This window comes from Buttiauxella brennerae ATCC 51605 (assembly GCF_001654925.1).
In the GTDB taxonomy this organism is placed as follows: Bacteria; Pseudomonadota; Gammaproteobacteria; order Enterobacterales; family Enterobacteriaceae; genus Buttiauxella; species Buttiauxella brennerae.
The window spans coordinates 72,115-89,825 of record NZ_LXER01000028.1 but is presented as its reverse complement, the minus strand read 5'-3'; the positions used below and the strand labels follow the sequence as shown (position 1 = coordinate 89,825).

The 17,711-nt window shown below is 52.7% G+C and carries 20 protein-coding genes and 1 riboswitch; of the genes, 7 read left to right on the top strand and 13 right to left on the bottom strand.

What is annotated here, in order from left to right; all coding sequences use genetic code 11:
* The gene (gene araB / locus M975_RS15515; RefSeq protein WP_064560824.1) at window positions 1–1,707 is read right to left on the bottom strand and encodes a ribulokinase; all 1,707 of its coding nucleotides are present in this window, start codon (window positions 1,705–1,707) and stop codon (window positions 1–3) included.
* Window positions 1,708–2,047: 340 nt separating this feature from the next.
* On the opposite strand from araB, the gene araC reads away from it, so the two are divergent.
* Window positions 2,048–2,893 carry an arabinose operon transcriptional regulator AraC gene (gene araC / locus M975_RS15505; protein ID WP_064513725.1) on the top strand — a complete coding sequence of 282 codons (846 nt, stop codon included), beginning with the start codon at window positions 2,048–2,050 and terminating at the stop codon, window positions 2,891–2,893.
* 211 nt (window positions 2,894–3,104) lie between these two features.
* Entirely contained in the window at window positions 3,105–3,878 is a 774-nt protein-coding gene (locus M975_RS15500) for a DedA family protein (protein ID WP_064560822.1), read from the top strand.
* Here the strand turns inward: M975_RS15500 and thiQ are convergent.
* From thiQ to sgrR, 4 genes are all read right to left on the bottom strand, one after another.
* Window positions 3,862–4,566, bottom strand: coding sequence for a thiamine ABC transporter ATP-binding protein ThiQ (gene thiQ, locus M975_RS15495; RefSeq protein ID WP_064560821.1), 705 nt, complete (start codon window positions 4,564–4,566; stop codon window positions 3,862–3,864). The genes M975_RS15500 and thiQ overlap by 17 nt on opposite strands.
* A complete protein-coding gene (gene thiP, locus M975_RS15490; RefSeq protein WP_064560820.1) occupies window positions 4,550–6,160 on the bottom strand; it encodes a thiamine/thiamine pyrophosphate ABC transporter permease ThiP in 1,611 nt (536 codons plus the stop codon). The genes thiQ and thiP overlap by 17 nt, the downstream gene beginning before the upstream one ends.
* Window positions 6,136–7,119 (bottom strand): thiamine ABC transporter substrate binding subunit, encoded by a 984-nt coding sequence (gene thiB / locus M975_RS15485; RefSeq protein WP_064560819.1) that lies wholly within the window; start codon window positions 7,117–7,119, stop codon window positions 6,136–6,138. The genes thiP and thiB overlap by 25 nt, the downstream gene beginning before the upstream one ends.
* A 36-nt stretch (window positions 7,120–7,155) precedes the next feature.
* A riboswitch (TPP riboswitch) is annotated at window positions 7,156–7,255 on the bottom strand.
* 25 nt (window positions 7,256–7,280) lie between these two features.
* On the bottom strand, window positions 7,281–8,969 hold the full coding sequence (gene sgrR / locus M975_RS15480) for an HTH-type transcriptional regulator SgrR (RefSeq protein ID WP_064560818.1): 1,689 nt from the start codon (window positions 8,967–8,969) through the stop codon (window positions 7,281–7,283).
* An 88-nt stretch (window positions 8,970–9,057) separates the two neighbouring features.
* Here sgrR and sgrT point away from each other — a divergent pair, with 88 nt between their 5' ends.
* Both sgrT and M975_RS15475 read left to right on the top strand, forming a co-directional pair.
* A complete protein-coding gene (gene sgrT / locus M975_RS22510) occupies window positions 9,058–9,219 on the top strand; it encodes a glucose uptake inhibitor SgrT (RefSeq protein WP_072011208.1) in 162 nt (53 codons plus the stop codon).
* A gap of 141 nt (window positions 9,220–9,360) precedes the next feature.
* Window positions 9,361–10,539: a sugar efflux transporter gene (locus M975_RS15475; RefSeq protein ID WP_064560817.1), complete on the top strand. Its 1,179-nt coding sequence runs from the start codon at window positions 9,361–9,363 to the stop codon at window positions 10,537–10,539.
* A gap of 44 nt (window positions 10,540–10,583) precedes the next feature.
* Here the strand turns inward: M975_RS15475 and hemW are convergent, their stop codons facing one another.
* Genes hemW through M975_RS15450 form a run of 5 tightly spaced genes read right to left on the bottom strand, consistent with a single transcriptional unit; the run spans window position 10,584 to window position 13,903 of the window.
* On the bottom strand, window positions 10,584–11,720 hold the full coding sequence (gene hemW, locus M975_RS15470) for a radical SAM family heme chaperone HemW (RefSeq protein WP_064560816.1): 1,137 nt from the start codon (window positions 11,718–11,720) through the stop codon (window positions 10,584–10,586).
* Window positions 11,713–12,306, bottom strand: a complete 594-nt coding sequence (locus M975_RS15465) for an XTP/dITP diphosphatase (RefSeq protein WP_064560815.1) — start codon at window positions 12,304–12,306, stop codon at window positions 11,713–11,715. Before M975_RS15465 ends, hemW begins: the two co-directional genes overlap by 8 nt.
* Window positions 12,307–12,334: 28 nt before the next feature.
* Complete coding sequence (gene yggU, locus M975_RS15460) at window positions 12,335–12,625, bottom strand: DUF167 family protein YggU (protein WP_064513708.1); 291 nt, start codon at window positions 12,623–12,625, stop codon at window positions 12,335–12,337.
* The gene (locus M975_RS15455; protein WP_064513707.1) at window positions 12,622–13,176 is read right to left on the bottom strand and encodes a YggT family protein; all 555 of its coding nucleotides are present in this window, start codon (window positions 13,174–13,176) and stop codon (window positions 12,622–12,624) included. The genes yggU and M975_RS15455 overlap by 4 nt, the downstream gene beginning before the upstream one ends.
* A 22-nt stretch (window positions 13,177–13,198) precedes the next feature.
* Complete coding sequence (locus M975_RS15450; RefSeq protein ID WP_064560814.1) at window positions 13,199–13,903, bottom strand: YggS family pyridoxal phosphate-dependent enzyme; 705 nt, start codon at window positions 13,901–13,903, stop codon at window positions 13,199–13,201.
* 15 nt (window positions 13,904–13,918) lie between these two features.
* Here M975_RS15450 and M975_RS15445 point away from each other — a divergent pair, with 15 nt between their 5' ends.
* From M975_RS15445 to M975_RS15440, 3 genes are read left to right on the top strand one after another with little or no spacing between them, the layout of a single operon-like run.
* A complete protein-coding gene (locus M975_RS15445; protein ID WP_064560813.1) occupies window positions 13,919–14,923 on the top strand; it encodes a type IV pilus twitching motility protein PilT in 1,005 nt (334 codons plus the stop codon).
* Window positions 14,924–14,977: 54 nt separating this feature from the next.
* The gene (locus M975_RS22505) at window positions 14,978–15,160 is read left to right on the top strand and encodes a type II toxin-antitoxin system HicA family toxin (protein ID WP_074388385.1); all 183 of its coding nucleotides are present in this window, start codon (window positions 14,978–14,980) and stop codon (window positions 15,158–15,160) included.
* A 23-nt stretch (window positions 15,161–15,183) separates the two neighbouring features.
* On the top strand, window positions 15,184–15,648 hold the full coding sequence (locus tag M975_RS15440) for a type II toxin-antitoxin system HicB family antitoxin (protein WP_064560812.1): 465 nt from the start codon (window positions 15,184–15,186) through the stop codon (window positions 15,646–15,648).
* Here the strand turns inward: M975_RS15440 and ruvX are convergent.
* The 3 genes from ruvX to gshB form a co-directional block, all read right to left on the bottom strand.
* Window positions 15,645–16,064 (bottom strand): Holliday junction resolvase RuvX, encoded by a 420-nt coding sequence (gene ruvX / locus M975_RS15435; protein WP_064513699.1) that lies wholly within the window; start codon window positions 16,062–16,064, stop codon window positions 15,645–15,647. The genes M975_RS15440 and ruvX overlap by 4 nt on opposite strands.
* A complete protein-coding gene (locus tag M975_RS15430) occupies window positions 16,064–16,627 on the bottom strand; it encodes a YqgE/AlgH family protein (RefSeq protein ID WP_064560844.1) in 564 nt (187 codons plus the stop codon). The genes ruvX and M975_RS15430 overlap by 1 nt, the downstream gene beginning before the upstream one ends.
* Before the next feature lie 128 nt (window positions 16,628–16,755).
* On the bottom strand, window positions 16,756–17,703 hold the full coding sequence (gene gshB, locus M975_RS15425; protein ID WP_064560811.1) for a glutathione synthase: 948 nt from the start codon (window positions 17,701–17,703) through the stop codon (window positions 16,756–16,758).
* Window positions 17,704–17,711 lie beyond the last annotated feature (8 nt).

Sequence of the window (17,711 nt, the reverse complement as noted above, 5' to 3'; positions counted from 1 at the left end):
TTAATGGGTCACAGTGGCCTGAGCTACACGAGTAACCGCAGCTGGGGCAGAAGGGAGATAGTGTTGTTCCGCGCTAACCGCCCATTGCTGGTAACGGCGATAGAGCTGTTCAAAGCGCTCGGCGCGTTGGGAATCAGGTTGCAGGGTGCTTTCAATCTGGCTGGCCATAGCGAGCTGGGCGCGGGAAATATCCGCGTGAATGCCCGCCGCAACGGCGGCAAAAATGGCGGCGCCTAATGCGCAGCACTGGTCAGAGGCAACAATCTGCAATGGACGATTTAGTACGTCAGAGCAAACCTGCATGATGACCGGGGATTTTCGTGCAATTCCGCCAAGCGCCATCACGTGAGTGACGGGGATACCTTGTTCGGTGAAGCACTCCATAATGGCGCGGGCACCAAAGGCGGTTGCGGCAATCAGCCCACCGAACAGCGCGGGTGCATCGGTCGCCAGGTTTAAATCGGTGATCACCCCTTTCAGGCGCTGGTTGGCATTCGGGGTGCGACGGCCGTTAAACCAGTCGAGTACGACCGGCAGATGCTCAAGAGAGGGGTTCTTAGCCCAGGCTTCCGTCAGCGCCGGCAGCAGTTGTTTCTTGCTGGCATTGATTTGCTCACGCAGTTCCGGATGTGCAAGCGCCAGTTGTTCCAGCGGCCAGCCAAGGACACGGCCAAACCAGGCGTAGATATCGCCGAATGCCGATTGCCCGGCTTCGAGGCCGATAAAATCAGGGATCACGCTACCATCAACCTGCCCACAAATGCCTTTTACTGCGCGGTCGCCAACGGTGGGTTTGTCGGCAATCAAAATGTCGCAAGTGGAGGTGCCGATAACTTTCACCAGCGTGTTCGGCTGTGCACCAGCGCCAACAGCGCCCATATGGCAGTCAAACGCGCCACCGGAAATCACCACGTTTTGCGGCAGACCGAGGCGTTCAGACCATTCGGGGGAAAGTGTCCCAACCGGAACATCAGCAGTCCAGGTTTCGGTAAACATCGGGTAAGCCAGATTCTGGTTAATAACCGGATCTAACTCGTCGAAGAAACTGGCCGGAGGAAGACCGCCCCAGCTTTCATGCCACAAAGACTTATGCCCGGCGCTACAGCGGCCACGGCGAATATCCTGCGGTTGGGTGGTGCCGGAAAGCAGTGCGGGAACCCAGTCACACAATTCAATCCACGACACAGCTGCTTTGGCCACTTTTGGGTCAGCGCGGGTCACGTGCAGGATTTTTGCCCAGAACCATTCGCTCGAGTAGATGCCGCCGATATAACGGGAGTAGTCATCTTTCCCAGACTGATGGCACAAGCGGGTAATGGCTTCGGCTTCTTCTACTGCGGTGTGATCTTTCCACAACACAAACATGGCGTTCGGGTTGTCGGCAAACTCTGGCGTCAGAGCCAGCACATTCCCTTGGGCATCAATTGGCGCGGGAGTTGAACCGGTGCTGTCAACGCCAATACCACAAACCCGGGCGCGCTGTTCAGCCGTCAGTTCGGCGAGAACGGTTTTTACTGCCCGTTCCATGGACTCAATATAGTCTCGTGGGTGATGGCGAAACTGGTTGTTTGGGGCGTCGCAATATTGGCCTTCCTGCCAGCGTGGATACCATTCCACACTGGTCGCAAGCTCTGCACCATTTTCACAATCAACGGCTAAAGCGCGAACAGAATCGCTACCAAAATCGAGGCCCAGCGCAATCGACATTTTTAAACTCCCTGACCTGTTATCTATGGAAATGACATTAGTTTTTATGCAGAAAAACAGTCAGGTCGTATTCGCTGTAGTTATGGAGAAATGTGCTGTGCCTTTGAGAAGTGTGACGCCCCGCAAATAATCGATGTGGATATTTCTGCTACTTTTATAAACACATTGGTTATCTTCTTAAAACCTCCTGGTTGTCAGATAAAAAGCATAGGTGCAGGTAAATTGCGGCTTTATGATGAGAATCGGACGGTTTACGGTTCAGACAGTGTTGCCCTGGCAAGGCATAGCACGGATATGGACAAATTGTTTCTGTAATCCCTCTTGAATAGCGAGCTTGTTGATGGCTGAAATGCAAAATGACCCTCTGTTACCGGGGTACTCTTTTAATGCCCATTTAGTCGCGGGATTAACGCCGATTGAAGCCGAAGGGCCGCTGGATTTTTTCATCGACCGTCCGTTAGGAATGAAAGGTTACATCCTTAATTTAACGGTGAAGGGTGAAGGGGTTATCAATAATCAGGGGAAAAACTACGTCTGCCGTCCTGGCGATATTCTGCTTTTCCCTCCGGGTGAAGTGCATCACTATGGCCGCGCCCCGGACAGTAAAGAGTGGTATCACCAGTGGGTTTACTTCCGTCCGCGTGCGTACTGGCAGGAGTGGTTAAACTGGGACCCTATCTTTGCGCATACCGGTTTCTTCCGACCTGATGACGCCCATCAGCAGAATTTTTCACAGTTGTTTGGCCAGATAATTGAAGCCGGGCAGGCAGAAGGGCGCTACGCTGAATTGCTGGCGATTAACCTGTTAGAGCAGTTGTTGTTGCGGCGCATGGAGGTGCTGAATGCCTCCCTCAATCCACCGCTTGATAACCGTGTCCGCGATGCCTGCCAGTATATCAGCGACCACTTGGCCGATAACCATTTTGATATTGCAGGGGTGGCGCAGCATGTCTGTTTATCGCCTTCACGCCTGTCGCATCTGTTCCGCCAGCAGCTTGGTGTCAGCGTTTTAAGCTGGCGTGAAGACCAACGCATTCTCCAGGCAAAACTGTTGCTCAGCACCACCCGCATGCCGATTGCCAGCGTCGGGCGCAACGTCGGTTTTGAAGACCAGCTCTATTTTTCACGCGTCTTTAAGAAATGTACCGGTGCCAGCCCGAGTGAGTTTCGTGCAGGCTGCGAGTAGCTTTACCCTTCGTACTTCACGCTGTCTCTTTGTTGGCTGCGTTTACTCACCCGAATCACTTACTTGAGTAAGCTCATCGGGACTCGTTCTCTTGCCGCCGCGATACAGCCCGAATTACTTTGGGTAACTATAATTGGATGACACAAATCATGGCTTGACGGTTATCCCATCTCTCAGGAGAATCGCCCACTCGTTTCTCGACGGACGCTTTATGGAAGCTTTGCTGGAACACTTTATTACTCAGTCAGTGGCGTATTCGCTTTTTGCGGTGATGCTGGTGGCCTTTCTGGAATCTCTGGCGCTGGTGGGGCTTATCCTTCCAGGCACAGTAATGATGGCGGGGCTTGGCGCGCTGATTGGTGGCGGTCAGGTGGGTTTTTATCACGCCTGGGCTGCCGGGATTGTCGGTTGCCTGTTGGGCGACTGGATTTCGTTCTGGCTGGGAGGCCGCTTTAAAGGGCCGCTGCATCGCTGGTCGTTTATGAAAAAGAACAAAGCGCTGCTGGATAAAACCGAGCATGCGCTGCATCAGCACAGCATGTTTACCATCCTGGTCGGCCGCTTTGTTGGCCCAACGCGCCCACTGGTGCCGATGGTCGCGGGCATGTTAGATCTTCCGGTTTCTAAATTTATCGTCCCGAACATTATTGGCTGCATTTTCTGGCCGCCCATCTACTTCTTGCCGGGGATTCTGGCGGGTGCCGCAATTGATATTCCTGCCGATATGCAAAGCAGCAGCTTTAAATGGTTGTTGCTGCTGGTGGCATTGGCTCTGTGGCTTGCAGGGTGGTTGTGCTGGCGCTGGTGGCGTAGCGGTAAAGCAAGTGCTGACCGTTTGACACCTTATTTGCCGCGTGCCCGTTTACACTGGTTAGCACCTTCAATGGCGGTACTGGCAGTGGCGAGTTTTGTCGCCATTCAGATGCACCCGATGATGCCGATTTACCGCAGCATTCTTTGGAAAGTGCTCACCGGGCACCACTAATGCCCAACAGTGCTGATGCACTGGCTTCTCCGCTCAATAAGGTTGCCGTATCGCCATCCCAGGCGATACGGCCATCGACCACCACCAGACTTCTTTCGGCAATTCGCGCTGCATCTTCAATACTGTGTGACACCATCAATAGCGTCAGCTGCTGCTGGCGACACAGGTTATCGAGCAGTTGCAGCATCTCCTGGCGTAGCGCCGGGTCGAGTGCTGAAAATGGCTCATCAAGCAGCAAAATCGGTTGTTCACGCACCAGGCAACGGGCGAGAGCGACACGCTGGCGCTGGCCGCCGGAAAGCTGCGCTGGCAGCCTGTCGAGTAAATCACTTATCGCCATCTGGCTGGCAATCGTCGCCAGGCGTTCCTGTTGTGCCGCGCTGAGCTTAAGGCCGGGGTTTAGCCCCAGGCCAATGTTCTGGCGCACCGTCAGGTGGTTGAAAAGATTGTTCTCCTGGAACAGCATCGACACCGGGCGCTGTGCGGGTGCCGTCGCCGTATGGTCGTTGCCATTCAGCATAATCTGCCCGCTGGCAGGGGTGAGAAAACCGGCAATCAAACTCAGCAGCGTACTTTTCCCCGCCCCGCTTGGCCCCAGCACCGCAACGCGTTCTCCAGCGGTTATCTTCATCGAAAAGCGCATCGGTAAATGGTGATAGAGCCAGGTTACATCAGTTAGCGTTAGCATGGCGTCCCGGAAGTTTTTCAATCAATGTGAATAAAGCAAAGCACAGTATCAGCAGGATAAGCGCAGTAACCGCACCATCCTGGCTGCGATATGAACCAATTTGCTGATAAAGATAAAACGGCAGCGTGCGGAAATCTTCATTACCGAACAGCGCCACTACGCCAAAATCACCAATCGACAGCACACAGGCAAACGCCAGCGCTTGCGCCAGAGGCGGTTTTAGCGCGCGTAATTCGATATAACGCAGGCGGTTTAAGCCGCTGATATTCAGCGACTGGCACAGCTTGTTGTAGCGTTCCGCCACATCCAGCATCGGGTTTTCCAGCACTTTTAGGGCGTATGGAACCGCCATTAATGCATTGGTGAAAATCACAATGCCATCGGCGGATTGCGGCAAACCTACCGTGTTATTAAGCAACAGGAAAAAGCCGGTCGCCAGCACGATGCCCGGCATGGCGAGAATTAACATGCCGCTCAACTCCAGCGCTTGCCCGGCAAATGCGCGGTTGCGCAGGCGCAATTCACGTGAACTCCACAGCAGCATTACCGTAATGACGACGCTTATCAGCCCCGCGCCGACTGCAATTCTTAACGAGGTGAATAATGCCTGCCAGAGAATTGGCTGGGAAAGCACGCTGTTAAAACCGCTGTTGATGCCATCAATGATGACCGCCAGCAGCGGGGGCAACAGCAGCAACATTGCGAGTGAAATTAACAACCCGTCGCACAGTTTGCGGCGCAGGTTATCTTGCGGGTCACGCCAGCCTTGCATTTGGCTGATTCCCACCGGAATCGCTTTGCTCAACCGCTGGCTCATCAAAACGAGGCCAAGGCAGCAAACCATTTGTACTATTGCGAGCAGTGCCGCACGTGCGGGATCGTAGTCGTAACTGAGGGCCTGGAAGATAGCCAGTTCAATGGTGGTTGCCTGCGGCCCGCCACCCAGTGAAAGCACGGTGGCAAAACTTGCGAAGCAGAGCATAAAAATCAGTGCGGCGGCAGGAAGGATCTGGCGCCGTAACCACGGCCATTCGACAAAGCGGAAGAAATTCCAGCCCTGCATACCAAGCTGTGCGGCGACCTGGCGCTGTTCGCTGGGGATATTTTCCAGTGCCTGCAGCAGCAGGCGGGTTGCCATCGGCAAGTTGAAAAAGACGTGTGCCAGCAAAATGCCTTTCAGGCCATACGGTGAGAACCCCCATTCGATGCCAAGTCTGGCGCACAATGAGGCCAGCCAGCCTTCACGGCCATACACCGTCAGAATGCCGAATACCGCCACTAACACCGGCAACACCAGCGTCATGGCGCACAGACGTAACAGTGCTAATCGCCCTGGGAAACGGCGTCGGTAAAGCGCCCGGGCCAGAAAAATGGCCGGGAGCACCGAAAGGGCAGCCGAGAGAAATGCCTGCCAGAAAGAGAAGCGCAGCACGTGCCACAAATAACTATCCTGCACCAATGCGCGGATATCGGTTTGCGGCGCGTTAAACCACAACGCCAGAAATGCCGCCAGGGCGACGGCGACCACCAGCGTGGCGGCGCATAGCCCTGGAATCAGCCAGCCGGGGATCAGCGGCTGACGGAGCGTTGCCATTCACTGATCCAGCTGGCGCGATGGGATGAAACGTCTTGCGGGCTAAACTCCAGCGTGGTCTGTGGTTTGACCAGGCCGTTAAAGCCTTCCGGCAATTTCACATCTGTTACCGGATACATCCAGTTGCCGGTTGGAATGGTGTTCTGGAATTCAGGCGTTGTGATGAATTTCATGAACTTTTGCGCCAGCTCAGGCTGTTTGCTGGAGGCCAGGCGGCCCGCTACTTCGACCTGCAAATAGTGCCCTTCGCTGAAATTGGCTGCCGCGTAGTTATCTTTTTTCTCTTCAATAATGTGATATGCCGGAGAAGTGGTGTAGCTCATCACCAGATCGCCTTCACCTTTCAGGAACAGGCCGTAGGCTTCAGACCATCCTTTGGTGACGGTGACGGTTTTTTTCACCAGTTTCGTCCAGGCTTCAGGCGTTTTGTCGCCATACACTTTTTGCATCCATAACAGCAGGCCGAGACCTGGCGTGCTGGTGCGTGGATCCTGGTAAATCACTTTCCATTTCTGGTCGCTTTCAACCAATTCTTTCAGGCTTTTCGGCGGGTTTTTGAGTTTGTTTTTGTCATACACAAAAGCGAAATAGCCGTAATCGAACGGCACAAACGTATCGTTATTCCAGCCACCTGGGATTTTTAGTTTGCTGCTATCGATATTGCTCGTGGCAAACAGTTTGGTTTGCGCGGCAGCTTCCAGCAGGTTGTTATCCAGCCCCAGAACCACGTCAGCTTTGCTGTTTTTGCCTTCCATGCGAAGGCGATTAAGTAAGGATACACCATCTTCGAGTGCGACGAATTTCAGCTCGCAATTGCAGTCCGCTTCAAAGGCTTTTTTTACCGCAGGGCCTGGGCCCCAGTCGGCAGCAAAGGAGTCGTAGGTGTAAACAGTCAGCAGGGGTTTGGCGAAAACAGGGGCTGCGATGAGCGCCAGTAACGGCAGGAATTTTTTGAACACTTTGCACCTCTTGGAATTAGGGGTGGCAAAGGACTTTGAGAATTGAGCCTCAAATCCCTTCGCCGGCGTTATCCGGATCAGGTTCGACGGGTATTATCTCAGCCAGACTTTCGTCTTAGCACCCCGTTGAGAACGCGAGCATTGTAATGATTTTGTGAAACTTACGAAAGCTCTTTACCCGTACTCACAGTTTGCGGTTCCGGTGGTGCAAACCATGCCGATTTAAAATCAAACCAGCCCAATGTGTTCATTCGCACGCCGCGCATACTGCGTTGCCCTTCAATGCGCAGCCAGTGGTGGATTAACGGCAAAATATCATTATTTTCAACGCGACTCTGGCACCATTCCGGGAGCGAAAGCTCACCGTTATGCCATTTTCGGGTATCCGTTTCCCAGTCATTCGCAATGCATTTCTGAATCAACGGCACTTCATAAAGATGCGAATAGAGTGAAAATTCCAGCGGCAGCGTGAAGTTGGCACTGTTCAGCCAGATATCACTTTCTGCCTCACCCTGGTGCCACTCTTCATAGCTGACTTCCTGCACCACCAGTTTTACCCCCACGCGGGCCAGCAACTCTTCCATCACTTTGCTGATCATGCGGTGTTCTACGTGATCGCGATAAAACGTCAGTGTTACGGACTCCAGCCCGGCAGGTTTTTCGAGCACCGGTTGAGGGCGGGTGTGATGCCAGCGTGGTAACAAACCATACGCCGGGAACCAGTACTGCTGATTTTGTTCACCTGCGCTATACAGCAGATGAATCGGTGCCAGAACATGGCTCAGCCAGCGGCGCACCTCTTTATTGCTGCCCAAATCTGAGCGGCTATCAAATAGAATGTAATAACAACCTTCTTCCAGACGGCTTTCGACGGCTTTTTCGCTATCAGGCATTCCCGATAATTGCACCGCACAACTGAGCTCTTCACCGATTTCCGGCAGCACCCAGAAATTGACCTCGTCAATCAATGCGCGATAACCAAAGTAATCATCGTAGGCCTGAATCTTCAATTGGTTGTTATTGTTGCGCACCACCGAATAGGGGCCTGACCCAACAGGCTGACGGGCAAAGTTACTTAAGGTCTGCCATTCACGCGGCAGGATCATCGCGTTAACGCTGCCCAGTAACCAGGGTAGCCATTGGTCGGGTTGCGAGAGTGTGATATCCAGCGTCCATGTGGTTGGCGAGCTAATTTGCGTAATGTGTGCGTAGAGTGGCAACACATTAATTCGTTGCAAAGATGCCATGACATCCAGCATGTCCAGTTCGCGGCCATGGTGAAAATGAATGCCGGGGCGAAGATAAAAACGCCAGTGTAATGGGGAAATTTGCTGCCAGTGATGAGCAATATCTGCTTCCAGTTCCCCATTTTCCTCATTTATGCGGATTAAACCGCTGAAAATTTGCCGGGCAATATGGGTTTCCGAGCGGCGTAAAGCCGAGCCGGGTAACAGGTTTAGCAGTGGGCGGTAATAGAGAACGCGCAGGATATGCCGCCCCTGGCGGAAGCTGCGGCCCAGATGGGAGATCAACATCTGGCGTACTGCGGCTTTGTCACCGACGATCTGCACCAGTTGATCAATTCTGTCCTGCTCGAGAAGATCTTCTGCCCGCTGTTGTTGCAACGCAAGGCCGGTATACAGGAATTCCAGCTGTGAACGCTTGCCGCGCCCGACCTCCGCTTTCCAGCTGAGCCAGCCCTTTTCCTGCATCGCGCTCAGTAACGTACGCATATGGCGGCGGGAGCAATTCAGCAGATCTGCCAGCTCATTAAGCGTGGTTTCCTGCGGCTTACCTTCAAAGTTTTGCCATAAACGTATGAACTGTTGTTGCAGACGACTGCTGGACATAAAAGAGGAACTCCCGTCAGAAACTCATCAATTTAACTTTCCTCATATTACGCCAATAATCATCAACGTTGAAAGCGAGGAGGTAAATATGAAACGGTCGCCAGTGGTTAAGTTCTATCAACAGTATTTTACCGCAACCCAAAGTGTTTCCGCTGGATGGCTGGCTCGCCTGACAGCATCGCAACGTCTAAGGATGCTTGAGGACTTAATGCAGTGGGAGGTGACAACTTCAGTGACCGTGAAGTACTGACTCGTTGATACATGTGTGACTGAGAATTGGTGAATTTCACCTGGCCAGCAGATTGTTCCTGCTGGCTTTTTTATACCCGTCATTAGGGTATAGTTTACGTTTTGCACACCCAGTGAGCGCTCGAACAAAAGGAATTTCTGCATGCTGTGGTTTTTGACACGAGGACGCCGCCTCAATCCGGTATATGCCGCATTTATGGTTGTGGCTTTTATGATGGGGATTGCGGGGGCACTTCAGGCGCCCACACTTAGCCTGTTTTTAACGCGTGAAGTGCAGGTGCGACCGTTCTGGGTCGGGCTGTTTTATACCGTCAATGCGATAGCCGGGATACTCGTCAGCCTGGCGCTGGCAAAACGTTCCGATAGCCGGGGCGACCGTCGCAAACTGATTATGGTTTGTTGCGTAATGGCCGTGGCAAACTGCGTGTTGTTTGCTTTTAACCGCCATTACCTGACGTTAATTACCGTTGGCGTTATGTTCGCGTCTATTGCCAACACGGCGATGCCACAAATCTTCGCTCTTGCCCGCGAGTATGCAGATAACTCAGCACGTGAAGTCGTGATGTTCAGCTCAATCATGCGTGCGCAGCTCTCGCTTGCCTGGGTTATCGGGCCGCCACTGTCGTTTATGTTGGCGCTAAACTACGGTTTCACCACCATGTTCCTGATCGCGGCCGGGATTTTCGTTATCTCGCTGGCGCTCATTTTCTTTGCACTCCCCTCAGTGAGCAGGATTGAACAACCCGCAGATGTTGCCCTCACGCAGATCAGCGGCTGGAAAGACAAAAACGTTCGCATGCTGTTTATCGCCTCCATGCTGATGTGGACCTGCAACACCATGTACATCATTGATATGCCGTTATGGGTCAGCACTGATTTAGGGCTGCCTGAATCGCTGGCGGGGCTTCTGATGGGCACCGCTGCGGGCCTGGAGATCCCGGCGATGATACTTGCAGGCTATTACGTTAAGCGTTTTGGTAAACGCCGTATGATGGTGATTGCTGTGGCGGCGGGTGTGTTGTTTTACGTTGGGTTGATTCTGTTCCATAGCCGCACGGCGTTGCTGTTACTTCAGCTTTTTAACGCGGTGTTTATCGGGATTGTCGCCGGTATTGGGATGTTGTGGTTCCAGGATTTGATGCCGGGCAGGCCGGGGTCGGCGACCACTTTATTTACTAACAGTATTTCGACGGGCGTGATTCTGGCGGGCGTGTTACAGGGAGCGCTGGCGGAGAGCTTCGGGCACCATTCAGTGTATTGGCTGATTGCGGGGTTGTCGGTGTTGGCGTTGATTCTGACCAGTCGGGTAAAGAATATTTAAGCTGAAATAATGTCGGATGACGCTGCGCGTCATCCGACAGATAATCAATCGGCCAGAAAAATCTCTAATAGCGAATTCAAAAACAGCTTACCGTGTTCGGTAATCTGCCAAAACTCTTCTGTCTCAACCAAATAATCTTTAGCCATTGCCTCGTCTAACTGCGCACGAATCACCGACTCATCAAGCCCGGTATACAGGCTAAATTCGTTGCGTGGCGCGGCTTCCAGCAGGCGGAAACGGTTCATAAAGAACTCGAATGGTTTGTCGGCTTGTTCAACATCGTGCTGCTTATCGAGGTATTTGCCTTCCATGTAACCGCGTGGATGTCGAGTTTTGGCGGTACGCATAATGCGTCCGTCTTCAAATGTCACCTTGCCGTGGGCACCGCAGCCAATCCCCAGATAATCACCAAAGCGCCAGTAGTTCAGGTTGTGCTGGCACTGGTAGCCTGGTTTCGCATAGGCCGAGGTTTCATATTGCTGGTAACCGGCAGCCGTCAGCAGTTTGTCGCCCTGCTCGAAAATATCCCACAGCGCGTCGTCGTCCGGCAGTTTTGGCGGGCGTGAGCTAAACAAAGTATTCGGCTCAATCGTCAGCTGATACCACGAAAGATGCGGCGGGTTCAGTTCAATCGCCTGGCGCAAATCGTCGAGCGCTTCTTCCAGAGTCTGATCCGGCAGGCCGTGCATGAGATCCAGGTTAAAGCTGCGCAAGCCAAGCCCGTTTGCCAGATGTGCTGCACGCTTTGCTTCGCCAGAATCGTGAATACGCCCCAGGCGCTTGAGTTTCGGTTCGCTGAAACTCTGCACGCCGATAGAAATGCGGTTCACGCCAGCGCGCTGGTAACTCACGAAACGGTCTGCTTCAACCGTCCCGGGGTTCGCTTCCATGGTAATTTCCGCATCCGCTGCCAATGGCAGGCGTGCACGCACACCGTCGAGCAGGTTTTGCATCGCCTCGCCTGAAAGCAGACTCGGCGTACCGCCACCAATAAAGATGGTCTTTATTTCACGTCCTTGTGCCATTGGCGCGTCATTTTCCAGATCGCGCAACAGGTGGGCGACGTACTCATCGTGCGGTACGTCGCCTTTGAGTGCATGAGAGTTGAAGTCACAGTAGGGGCACTTCTGCACGCACCACGGGATATGAATATAGAGACTCAGAGGTGGCAAATTAGCCATTTTTCATTGCTTCCAGTAACAGTTTCAGTGCTCGCCCACGGTGGGAGATCGCACGTTTTTCATCACGAGTAAGCTCAGCGGCAGTTTTGCCTTCACTCGGGACAAAGAAAATAGGGTCGTAGCCGAAGCCACCCTGGCCTGCGGCTTCATGGGTAATCTGGCCTTCCCAACTGCCGTGGCAAACCAGCGGCGTGGGGTCTTCTGCATGGCGCATATAGACCAGCACGCAATGGAATCGTGCTTTGCGCTGATCGTCCGGCACATCTTTCAGTGTAGTCAGTAACTTTTCCAGGTTCTGCTGGTCGGATGCATCCATGCCTGCGTAGCGTGCGGAGTAAATCCCCGGAGCACCACCCAGCACATCAACAGCCAGACCGGAGTCATCGGCGATGGCAGGCAGGCCGGTAACCTGTGCCGCATGGCGCGCTTTCAGAATGGCATTCTCGATAAACGTCAGCCCGGTTTCTTCGGCTGACTCAACGCCCAGCTCAGTTTGCGCCACGACATCCAGACCAAAATCGCCCAGTAAATCGGCGAGTTCACGCACTTTACCGGCGTTACCGGTTGCGAGGACAACTTTTTGCATAGTGAGAAAATCCTGTGAAATTGGCTAATTATTCGAGCAAAGCCGCGACTTCCGTCGGGATGTGTTGCGGGTCGATAATCTTAATTTGTTTATGGCGGCCCAGTTCGCCTTTCTCAAGCAACACCTGGCTTTTGGCAACTTTGAACTGCTTAGCCAGGTATTTTACCAGATGAGCGTTGGCTTTGCCGTCTATCGGCGGGGCGGTGATGGCGACTTTAAGCTCGTCGCCATGCAGCCCGATAATGCTATCCCGGCTGGCTTTAGGCTGAATATACAGCCGTAAAACCAGCCCGTCGGAGTTAAGGCTCACTGCACTCACAGCAAATACCAAAGCCCCGGGAACAAGTCCATGCCGAGGTAATTCAGCGCGTAGAGAATCAAAATGACGATCATCGCTGAAAAATCGATGCCACCCATGGCCGGAAGCACGCGGCGAATGGGCGCCATCATTGGCTCAGTGAGCTGCATCAACACGTATTCAATTGGGCTGCGGCCCTGGCTTATCCAGCTCATCAGCGAGCGGATAATGATCACCCAGAACACCAGCGTACCGGCGGATTTGAGCAGTGATAACAAACCCACCAGCAGGTTCATCGGGTCAAGCGATAACGCGCCAACCTGAATGAGCAGCAAAACCGGGTACTTCAATGTGGTGAGAATAAACGCCACCAGCAAAGAGGCGGTATCAATTGGCCCAATCGACGGAATGATCCGGCGCAGCGGCCCGACAATCGGCTGGGTAATCTTGACGATAAACTGCGCAAAAGGGTTGTAAAAGTCACAACGCGACCACTGCATCCAAATGCGAATCAGCAGCACCATCACATACAGTTCAATCAGTGTTTTGACCAGGAAAGTCAACGTCAGCATGGCGTTCCTCAAAATTTAGTGATTAACGTGCGGAATAATCCCGCGCGCCGAAAATAGCGGTTCCAATGCGCACCATGGTGCTGCCTGCGGCAATCGCGGCGTCCATGTCATCGGTCATGCCCAGGGACAACGTATCAACCGTTGGGTAACGGTTTTTGAGCGATTCGAAAGCTGCTGCCATTTTCTGGCAAACCGCTAACTGACGCTCGTAATCAGGTTCAGGGGCAGGAATTGCCATCAAACCTCGTAACACCAGACCCGGCAGAGCGGCAATATCAGACGCGAGTGTTTCAAGCTCACTTATCGCAATGCCAGATTTGCTTTGTTCATCACTGATATTGATTTGAATCAGCACGTTAAGCGGAGCCATTTCGTCCGGGCGTTGTTCGCTCAGACGGCTGGCAATGCGCAACCGATCAACGGTGTGGCACCAGTCAAAATGCTCTGCAACCAGACGGCTTTTGTTCGACTGCAACGGGCCGATAAAGTGCCACTCAAGGGGTTCTTCGCCGTTTTCGGCAAAGTAACGAATTTTATCCACGCCTTCCTGCACGTAGTTTTCACCAAACGCGCGTTGCCCGGCAGCAACGGCTTCTGCGATGGCGCCCGCAGGCTTTGTTTTGCTCACTGCAAGCAAAGTCACTTCTTCTGGAGCACGGCCGCAGCGTTCAGTTGCCGCTAAGATTTTATTCTGAACCTGTGCCAGATTGTGCGCTATCTCGTTCATAGGTTGGAAAGTGATATGGATATCGAAGAAATTGTGGCCCTTAGTGTAAAGCATAATGTCTCTGATCTACACCTGTGTACGCAGCTTCCTGCTCGCTGGCGCAGGCAAGGGCGGCTTGAACCTCTGCCCGAAAGCGCGCCAACACCCGCAACGTTGCTGAGCATCTGGCTGACAAACGGACAACGAGAAGAATTAGAGCAACACGGGCAACTGGATTTTGCCGTTACCCTGGCAAGTGGTACCCGGCTGCGTGCCAACGCCTTTCGCCAGATGCAAGGAGACTCGCTCGCTTTGCGGATACTCACCTCCCACAGCCCAAAACTTGAATCGCTAAACATTCCCGCCATCATTCCGGAATTACTGAAATCTTCCGATGGCTTAATTCTGGTCACCGGGGCCACGGGCAGCGGTAAATCCACTACGCTTGCGGCGATGGTGGATTATCTCAACCATCATCTCGACGGGCATATTCTCACCCTGGAAGATCCTATCGAGTTTGTTCATCAGCCGAAGCGCTGTTTGATTCAGCAACGAGAGCCGGGGCAGCATTGCCGATCGTTTGCCGCAGGTTTACGTGCGGCACTGCGTGAAGATCCTGATGTCATTTTGTTGGGTGAATTGCGTGACAGCGAAACCATCCGCCTTGCACTCACCGCCGCAGAAACCGGGCATTTAGTTCTCGCAACGCTCCACACCCGCGGGGCGGCACAAGCAGTAGAGCGGCTGGTGGATGTGTTTCCCGCAGAAGAAAAAAACATGGTGCGTAGCCAACTGGCGGGCAGTTTAAAAGCGGTGTTGGCACAGAAATTATTGCCCGATAGCTGTGGCGGAAGGGCGGCTCTGTTCGAGTTACTGGTCAATACACCTGCCGTAGCGAGCCTTATCCGTGAAGGAAAAACCCACCAATTACCGGGGCAAATACAAACCGGACAGCAATATGGCATGCAAAGTTTTGCTCAAGGTGAAGCGGTGTTACGTGCGGAAGGTCGTATTGCCGATGGGGAAAAAAGTGATGGTTAAAATAATTGCTTCTGTGTGTATTGGTGTGTATTGTTTTTCCATCAGGAGAAAACCATGAATTCTTCTGACCTGATTAAGGAACTGAAGGCCGCAGGATGCGAACCCGCCCGAAATTCGGGAGGCAGCCACTGGATTTGGTGGTCGCCAAATACCGGAAATACTTTTCCGGTTCCGCATCCAAAGAAAGATCTTCCCATCGGTACTGTCAGATCCATTCGTAAACGCGTGGGAATATGATTCCCAACTCACGGAGATTACCTATGTTTTTTTCTGTTGGCGTGGAGATGCCTGCAAATAAGAACGAAGCGTTCGGTCTGGTTGTACCGGCGTTGTGCAATGATGATTTTGGCTGTGTATCAGCGGCAGATTATCAGGATGAAATCGCAGAAATGGCACGCGAGGCAATTTTGTTAATCGCGGATGAAATGGTAAAGCGTGGCGTCGACATTACGCAGATTAAAGATGCCGGGCCATTCGTCTACGCGGCAAATCCAGAATATGCGTATTGTAATCAGTGGCTGCTAGTTGATGTTGATTTGTCGACCCTGGAAGGAAAACAACAGCGGATAAACATTACTCTGCCGGATACGCTACTTATGCGAATTGATAACCGTGTAAAACAGCCATCATCGGGTTACCGGGATCGCAGCCATTTTCTGGCAGTCGCAGCAAGGCATGAGCTGACTGGAGAGACTTCAGACATGCCTGACAGTAAAAAAGGCTAAGGGTTGTAGTCAAACCAACTTTCAAGAATCACAACGGCTGAGGCGGAATCAATGCTGCCTTTATTGAGGGCGCGGAAACCGCCGTGCTCGAATAACCCAGCGCGTGCTTCCACGGTGCTCAGGCGTTCATCTTGCAAAGAGACTTTTACGCCAAAGCGGCCATGCAGGCGGTTGGCAAATTTACGTGCACGTGCGGTGAGTGGCTGCTCGGTACCATCCATATTCAGTGGCAAGCCTACGACGACTTCATCGGGTTGCCACTCTTTGAGGATTTTCTCGATAACGTTCCAGTCGGGTGTGCCGTCCTGTGCTTTCAGGGCGGTTAAAGGGCGTGCTGTTCTGGTAATGCGTTGGCCAATGGCGACACCAATACTTTTGGTGCCGAAATCAAAGGCTAATAAAGTCCCACTGCTCATCAGGCGTGTCCCGCTTCACTTGGCATGTTATGGATATCAATGCCGATTAATTTTGCGGCTTCTCGCCAGCGTTCAGAAATCGGGGTGTGGAAAATAATCGATGCATCTGCTGGAGCGGTTAGCCACGCGTTATCCAGAATTTCTTGTTCCAGTTGGCCTTTTTCCCACGAGGAGTAGCCGAGCGCGACAATCACATCCGTAGGTTGTTTTGCCGTGCCAATGGTTTCCAGCACATCGCGAGATGTGGTGATCACGGTGTCGTCCGAAATACGGATACTGGAGGCGAAACAATCTGGAGGGGAGTGCAAAATAAAACCGCGGTCTTCCGCCAGCGGGCCGCCAATAAAAACAGGTTTATCAAGGCGAATGGCTGGGGCACGGGGTTCTGGTTCGATTTTTAATTTTTGTAGAACACCATCAACCTGAAGGTTTTCAAGGGGTTTATTAATGATTATCCCCATTGCACCTTCGTCGTTGTATTCGCAGATATAAACGACGGCTCGCTTAAACAGAGGATCCTGGAGCGCCGGCATGGCAATTAGAAAGTGATGCTGTAAATTCATTGTCAGAGGTTTTGGTTCCGGTTGAATAAGCGACATTTTATGCGCAGGGAATAGTCAGTTTATCATTATTGAACTGCTCTGGACACTCGGCCCATCCTTGGGCCATACCCCTGAAAAAGGGCGCCGGACTATTTCGCCAGGCGTTGTTCGATAGCGTCAAACAACATGCCAGTAATAGAAACCGGGAATTCGGCTTCGATTTCACGAATGCACGTTGGGCTGGTGACGTTAATCTCGGTCAGACGGTCGCCGATGATATCCAGACCAACAAAAATCAGCCCTTTCGCTTTAAGCGTTGGGCCAACACGGCGGGCAATTTCCCAGTCGCTTTCGGTCAATGGGCGCGGCTCGCCACGTCCACCAGCTGCCAGGTTGCCACGGGTTTCACCGCCCTGGGGAATACGCGCCAGGCAGTAAGGAACAGGTTCGCCATCAACCACCAGAACACGCTTGTCGCCATCGACAATGGCAGGCAGGTAATTCTGCGCCATGCAGTAACGGTTGCCGAGTTCAGTCAGCGTTTCAGCGATGACGCCAATGTTTGGATCACCTTCTTTAACGCGGAAAATTGAAGCGCCACCCATGCCGTCTAACGGCTTGAGGATGATGTCGCCGTGCTTTTGCCAGAATGCTTTAAGTTGTGCTTTGTTGCGCGTCACCAGTGTTTCTGGCGTCAAATCAGCAAACCAGGCGGTGAACAGCTTTTCGTTACAGTCGCGCAGGCTTTGCGGTTTGTTAACGATCAAAGTGCCTTGTTCTTCGGCGCGCTCAAGAATATACGTCGCGTAGATAAATTCGGTATCAAACGGAGGATCTTTACGCATCAGGATGACGTCGAGATCGGCAAGCTGGATGTCTTGCTCACTACCAAATTCGTACCATTTATCGTAGTTCTGCTCGACACTGACCAGGCGGGTGCGTGCGTGTGCTTCACCGTTGATCAAATACAGATCGGCCATTTCCATGTAATGCAGTTCATAACCGCGACGCTGGGCTTCCAGCAGCATGGCAAAGCTAGAGTCTTTCTTGATGTTAATGTTTGCGATGGGGTCCATCACGATGCCGAGCTTAATCATTGTTTTTC

Bases quoted from the DNA above. Each gene is read 5' to 3' on its own strand.
- araB (WP_064560824.1), bottom strand. From the start codon at position 1,707: ATGTCGATTGCGCTGGGCCTCGATTTTGGTAGCGATTCTGTTCGCGCT.
- araC (WP_064513725.1), top strand. From the start codon at position 2,048: ATGGCTGAAATGCAAAATGACCCTCTGTTACCGGGGTACTCTTTTAAT.
- M975_RS15500 (WP_064560822.1), top strand. From the start codon at position 3,105: ATGGAAGCTTTGCTGGAACACTTTATTACTCAGTCAGTGGCGTATTCG.
- thiQ (WP_064560821.1), bottom strand. From the start codon at position 4,566: ATGCTAACGCTAACTGATGTAACCTGGCTCTATCACCATTTACCGATG.
- thiP (WP_064560820.1), bottom strand. From the start codon at position 6,160: ATGGCAACGCTCCGTCAGCCGCTGATCCCCGGCTGGCTGATTCCAGGG.
- sgrR (WP_064560818.1), bottom strand. From the start codon at position 8,969: ATGTCCAGCAGTCGTCTGCAACAACAGTTCATACGTTTATGGCAAAAC.
- sgrT (WP_072011208.1), top strand. From the start codon at position 9,058: ATGAAACGGTCGCCAGTGGTTAAGTTCTATCAACAGTATTTTACCGCA.
- M975_RS15475 (WP_064560817.1), top strand. From the start codon at position 9,361: ATGCTGTGGTTTTTGACACGAGGACGCCGCCTCAATCCGGTATATGCC.
- hemW (WP_064560816.1), bottom strand. From the start codon at position 11,720: ATGGCTAATTTGCCACCTCTGAGTCTCTATATTCATATCCCGTGGTGC.
- M975_RS15465 (WP_064560815.1), bottom strand. From the start codon at position 12,306: ATGCAAAAAGTTGTCCTCGCAACCGGTAACGCCGGTAAAGTGCGTGAA.
- M975_RS15455 (WP_064513707.1), bottom strand. From the start codon at position 13,176: ATGCTGACGTTGACTTTCCTGGTCAAAACACTGATTGAACTGTATGTG.
- M975_RS15450 (WP_064560814.1), bottom strand. From the start codon at position 13,903: ATGAACGAGATAGCGCACAATCTGGCACAGGTTCAGAATAAAATCTTA.
- M975_RS15445 (WP_064560813.1), top strand. From the start codon at position 13,919: ATGGATATCGAAGAAATTGTGGCCCTTAGTGTAAAGCATAATGTCTCT.
- M975_RS22505 (WP_074388385.1), top strand. From the start codon at position 14,978: ATGAATTCTTCTGACCTGATTAAGGAACTGAAGGCCGCAGGATGCGAA.
- M975_RS15440 (WP_064560812.1), top strand. From the start codon at position 15,184: ATGTTTTTTTCTGTTGGCGTGGAGATGCCTGCAAATAAGAACGAAGCG.
- ruvX (WP_064513699.1), bottom strand. From the start codon at position 16,064: ATGAGCAGTGGGACTTTATTAGCCTTTGATTTCGGCACCAAAAGTATT.
- M975_RS15430 (WP_064560844.1), bottom strand. From the start codon at position 16,627: ATGAATTTACAGCATCACTTTCTAATTGCCATGCCGGCGCTCCAGGAT.
- gshB (WP_064560811.1), bottom strand. From the start codon at position 17,703: ATGATTAAGCTCGGCATCGTGATGGACCCCATCGCAAACATTAACATC.